The organism is Clostridium sp. J1101437_171009_A5 (assembly GCF_015547905.1).
Lineage (GTDB): Bacteria > Bacillota > Clostridia > Oscillospirales > Oscillospiraceae > Pseudoflavonifractor_A > Pseudoflavonifractor_A gallinarum.
This window is the reverse complement of sequence record NZ_JADMVY010000029.1, coordinates 1-4,900: the sequence shown is the minus strand read 5'-3', so window position 1 is coordinate 4,900 and position 4,900 is coordinate 1. Positions and strand designations below refer to the sequence as shown.

The 4,900-nt window shown below is 61.5% G+C and carries 2 protein-coding genes; both read left to right on the top strand.

The genetic code is table 11. The features are described 5' to 3' along the window. Positions 1-320 precede the first annotated feature (320 nt). Positions 321-3,866: a pyruvate:ferredoxin (flavodoxin) oxidoreductase gene (gene nifJ, locus I2C21_RS17220; RefSeq protein ID WP_101690944.1), complete on the top strand. Its 3,546-nt coding sequence runs from the start codon at positions 321-323 to the stop codon at positions 3,864-3,866. 162 nt (positions 3,867-4,028) lie between these two features. Beyond that, complete coding sequence (locus tag I2C21_RS17215) at positions 4,029-4,805, top strand: enoyl-CoA hydratase-related protein (RefSeq protein WP_101690943.1); 777 nt, start codon at positions 4,029-4,031, stop codon at positions 4,803-4,805. Positions 4,806-4,900 lie beyond the last annotated feature (95 nt).

Sequence of the window (4,900 nt, the reverse complement as noted above, 5' to 3'; positions counted from 1 at the left end):
CGGCATCACCGGCGACCTCTTCAAGGTCACCCCCATGCTCATCGAGTCCATCAAGGCCCTGAAGGCCTCCAAGTAATTCGTTTTCCTTTCACAGCAGCATCACATAGAGAAGAGACCCCGCCGGAACGCTCCGGCTGGGGTATCTTCTCTTGTGTGCCGTAGAGAAAGTGATCCACATACGTGGGATATATAGACCCCGGCGAGGAAAAGAGAAAGAATCTGTTGAACGGAACGGGTGCTCCCCCTTTCGTTTGATGCCCCCACAGACCCCTTCATAGGGCCTTTGGAAACTACTGTTTTGTAGTACAAGGAGGATCATTATGAGCAAAAAAAATTACGTCGTTATGGACGGTAATACCGCCGCGGCCCATGTGGCCTATGCCTTTACTGAGGTTGCGGCGATTTACCCCATCACTCCCTCTTCTCCCATGGCGGAGAAGGTGGACGAGTGGTCCGCGAAAGGCCGGAAGAACCTGTTCGGCTCCACCGTGGACGTCATCCAGATGCAGTCTGAGGCCGGTGCTGCCGGTACCTGCCACGGCTCCCTGCAGGCCGGTGCCCTGACCACCACCTTTACCTCTTCCCAGGGCCTCATGCTGATGATCCCCGCCATGTATGCCATGGGCGGTCAGTTCCTCCCCAGCGTGATGCACATCGCCTCCCGCGTGGTGACCTCGAACCACCACTCCATCTTTGGCGATCACACCGACTTCATGACCTGCCGTATGACCGGCTATGCCATGCTGATGTCCTCCTCTCCCCAGGAGGCCATGGACCTGGGCGCTGTGGCCCACCTGTCCGCCATCGGCTCCAAGTACGCCTTCATGCACTGCTTTGACGGCTTCCGTACCTCCCACGAGATGCAGCGCATCGAGGCCCTGGACTACGAGGACCTGCGCGGCCTGGTGGACTATGAGGCCCTGAAGGACTTCCGCCGCAACGCCCTCAACCCCGAGCATCCCACTAACCGCGGCAACAACGTCAACCCCGACGTCTACTTCCAGTGCAAGGAGGGCGCCAACGTCAAGGCCGCCGTCGTGCCCGAGACCGTTCAGCACTACATGGACGAGATCAACAAGATCACCGGCCGCGACTATAAGCTCTTCAACTACTACGGCGCTCCCGACGCGGAAGAGGTCATCGTGGTGATGTGCTCCGCCTCCGAGGCCGTGAAGGAGACCGTGGATTACCTCAACGCCAACGGCCGCAAGGTGGGTATGGTCCAGATCCATCTGTACCGTCCCTTCTCCGTCAAGCACTTCTCCGAGGCCATTCCCGCCACGGTCAAGAAGATCGCTGTCCTGGACCGCAACAAGGAGACCGGTTCCGTGGGCGAGCCCGTGTACCTGGACGTGGTCACCGCTCTGAACCAGGCCGGCCGCGGCGACATCCGCGTGGTGGGCGGCCGTTACGGCCTGTCCTCCAAGGACACCACTCCCGGCCAGTTCATCGCCGTGTATGACAACCTCAAGCAGGAGAACCCCAAGAACAACTTCACCATCGGCATCATCGACGACGTGACCCACACCTCCCTGGACTACAAGGAAGTGGAGCTGGCCCATCCCGGTGAGGTGGCCTGTAAGCTGTGGGGCCTGGGCGGCGACGGTACTGTGGGCGCCAACAAGAACGCCATCAGCACCATCGGCCTGGTGGCCAACAAGTATGCGCAGGCTTACTTCTCCTATGACTCCATGAAGTCCGGTGGTCTGACTCAGTCCCACCTGCGCTTCGGCGATCACCCCATCCGCGCTACTTACAACGTGTCCTCCGCTGACTTTGTGGCGGTCCATGCCCCCACCTATGTCAACAAGTACGACACCACCGCCGATCTGAAGGACGGCGGCACCTACCTGCTCAACTGCCCCTGGTCCGTGGAGGAGCTGGGTGAGCGCCTGCCCGCCAAGATGAAGCGGGATCTGGCCAACAAGCACGCTCAGTTCTACATCATCGACGCGGCCAAGCTGGCCGGCGAGATTGGCCTGGGCAAGCGCACCAACAGCATCCTGCAGGCCGCCTTCTTCGCCCTGACCAAGGTCATCCCCCTGGACATGGCCGTGGAGGACATGAAGAAGAACAACTACAACTCCTACTTCAAGAAGGCCGGTCAGAAGATCGTTGACCTGAACAACCAGGCTGTGGACGTGGGCATCAACGCCGCCGTGAAGGTGGAGATCCCCGCTTCCTGGGCCGATGCCGTGGACGCTCCCGCTGCCGAGATCGAGGCCACTCCCTTCGTCAAGGAGATCGTGATGCCCATCGACCGTCAGCAGGGCGACAAGCTGCCCGTCTCCGTGTTCCAGAAGCACGGCGTGCTGGACGGCACCTGGGAGAACGGTACCTCCGCTTACTCCAAGCGCGGCGTGGCGACTGCGGTGCCCAAGTGGAACCCCGACGCCTGCATCCAGTGTAACCGCTGCTCCATGTGCTGCCCCCATGCGGCCATCCGTCCCGTGCTCCTCAGCGAGGAGGAGAAGGCCGGCGTGCCCGCCTCCTTCGTCACCGTGCCCGCCAAGGGCCTGGGCAAGGACGCCCCCGCTTACTCCTTCCGCATCCAGGTCTCTCCCTATGACTGTCTGGGCTGCGGCGTGTGTCTGACCGCCTGCCCCGCCAACCAGAACGAGAAGAGCGCCGACGCTCTGGTTATGACTCCCTTCGAGGAGATGAAGCCCGAGCAGGAGAACTTCGACAAGGTCGCCATGAACGACGCCTACCTGAAGAAGGACATCATCAGCGACAAGACCGTCAAGTCCATTCAGTTCGCCAAGCCCTACTTCCAGTTCTCCGCTGCCTGCGCCGGCTGTGCCGAGACCACCTACATCAAGCTGGTCAGCCAGCTGGTGGGCGACCGTATGTACATCGGCAACGCGGCTGGCTGCTCCTCCGCGATCAGCGGCGGCGCCCCCATCCTGCCCTACTGCCGCGACTGCGAGGGCCATGGTCCCGCCTGGGAGCACTCCCTGTTTGAGGACAACGCCGAGTTCGCCTACGGCTTCTTCCACGCTCAGGATGCCATCCGCAAGGAGCTGCTCATCCGCATGGAGAGCCTGAAGGCTGCCGGCATCGCCGTGGAGGCCATTGACAACTACATGGCCAACTGGGAGGACAAGGATCAGACCCGCGCCGTCTCCGACGCTCTGGTCGCTGCCCTGGAGGCCGTGGAGAAGAACGCCGACATCGAGTACATCCTGGACAACAAGGAGTACCTGAGCAAGAAGTCCATCTGGGCCATCGGCGGCGACGGCTGGGCCTACGATATCGGCTTCGGCGGCATCGACCACGTCATGGCGCAGAACCGCGACGTGAACCTGCTGGTTCTGGATACCGAGGTGTACTCCAACACCGGCGGACAGGCCTCCAAGTCCACCCCCATCTCCGCTGTGGCCAAGTTTGCCGCCGGCGGTAAGCGGGTGGCCAAGAAGGACCTGGGCGCTATCCTCATGAACTACGGCTATGTCTACGTGGCTCAGGTCGCCATGGGTTATGACCAGAATCAGACCCTGAAGGCCATCCGTGAGGCCGAGTCCTATCCCGGTCCCTCCATCATCATCGCCTACTGCCCCTGCCTGGAGCAGCACATCAAGGCCGGCATGAGCTGCACTCAGACCGAGATGAAGAAGGCCGTGGAGGCCGGTTACTGGCACCTGTACCGCTACGATCCCCGCCGCATCGCCGAGGGCAAGAATCCCTTCCAGCTGGATTCTCCCGAGCCCGACACCGATAAGCTCATGGACTACCTGATGGGTGAGAACCGCTTCGCCTCCCTGAAGAACAACTTCCCCGAGCGCGCGGAGGAGCTCTATCAGCAGGAGATCGCGGAGCTGAAGGCCCGCTATGCCCGCTATCGCAAGATGGCCGACGAGCAGTAAGGGAATATAAACGACGTTTTGACCCAGTCAAACACGGCCGCGACATCCCTGTGAGATCGCCGCTGTCCGTATGACAGCAACGGGGTGCCGCCTGTGTTGGCGGCACCCCGTTCTTTGTTTTGCCTGGGTCTCCGGAACAGAATTATCTGAGGAGGAACGGTTATGTATCAGACCATTCGCTTTGAGAAGCAGGACAATATCGCTATCATCACCATCAATCGCCCCGAGGCCCTCAACGCCCTCAACTCCACTGTCATCGGCGAGCTGGAGCAGGTCATCACTCAGGTGGAGCAGGACAGCACCCTGGGCTGCATGATCCTCACTGGCGAGGGCCGCTCCTTCGTGGCCGGCGCCGACATCGGCGAGCAGATGCCCCTGGACCTGAACGGCGGCCGCAAGTGGGGCCAGCGCGGCAGCGCTCTGTTCCGCCGCATTGAGAAGCTGGAGATCCCCACCATCGCTGCGGTCAACGGCTTCGCTCTGGGCGGCGGCTGTGAGCTGGCGCTCTGCTGCGACATCATCCTGGCCAGCGAGAAGGCCAAGTTCGGCCAGCCCGAGGTGGGCCTGGGCATCACCCCCGGCTTCTCCGGCACTCAGCGCCTCCCCCGCCGGGTGGGCATCGCCAAGGCCAAGGAGCTGATCTTCTCCGGTAAGATGATCAAGGCCGACGAGGCTGAGAAGATCGGTCTGGCCAACGCTGTCTACGCTCCCGAGGAGCTGATGAACGGCGCCGTGGAGATGGCTCGCTCCTTTATGAAGAACGCCCCCATCGCCGTGAAGTACTCCAAGGCCTGCATCGACCGCGGCATGCAGATGGACATCGACGACGGCATCGCCCTGGAGAACGAGCTGTTCGCCATGTGCTTTGCCACCGCCGACCAGAAGGAGGGCATGACCGCGTTCCTGGAGAAGCGTTCCGCCACCTTTGAGAACAAGTAAGAAGAGGAGTAGAACGATATGATGACATCCCAGGAGTACATCGAGAGCCTGCGGAAGCTGAAGACGCGGGTGTACATGTTCGGGGAGCAGATCGA

Coding starts and splice junctions, on each gene's coding strand:
- nifJ (WP_101690944.1), top strand. CDS start 321: ATGAGCAAAAAAAATTACGTCGTTATGGACGGTAATACCGCCGCGGCC.
- I2C21_RS17215 (WP_101690943.1), top strand. CDS start 4,029: ATGTATCAGACCATTCGCTTTGAGAAGCAGGACAATATCGCTATCATC.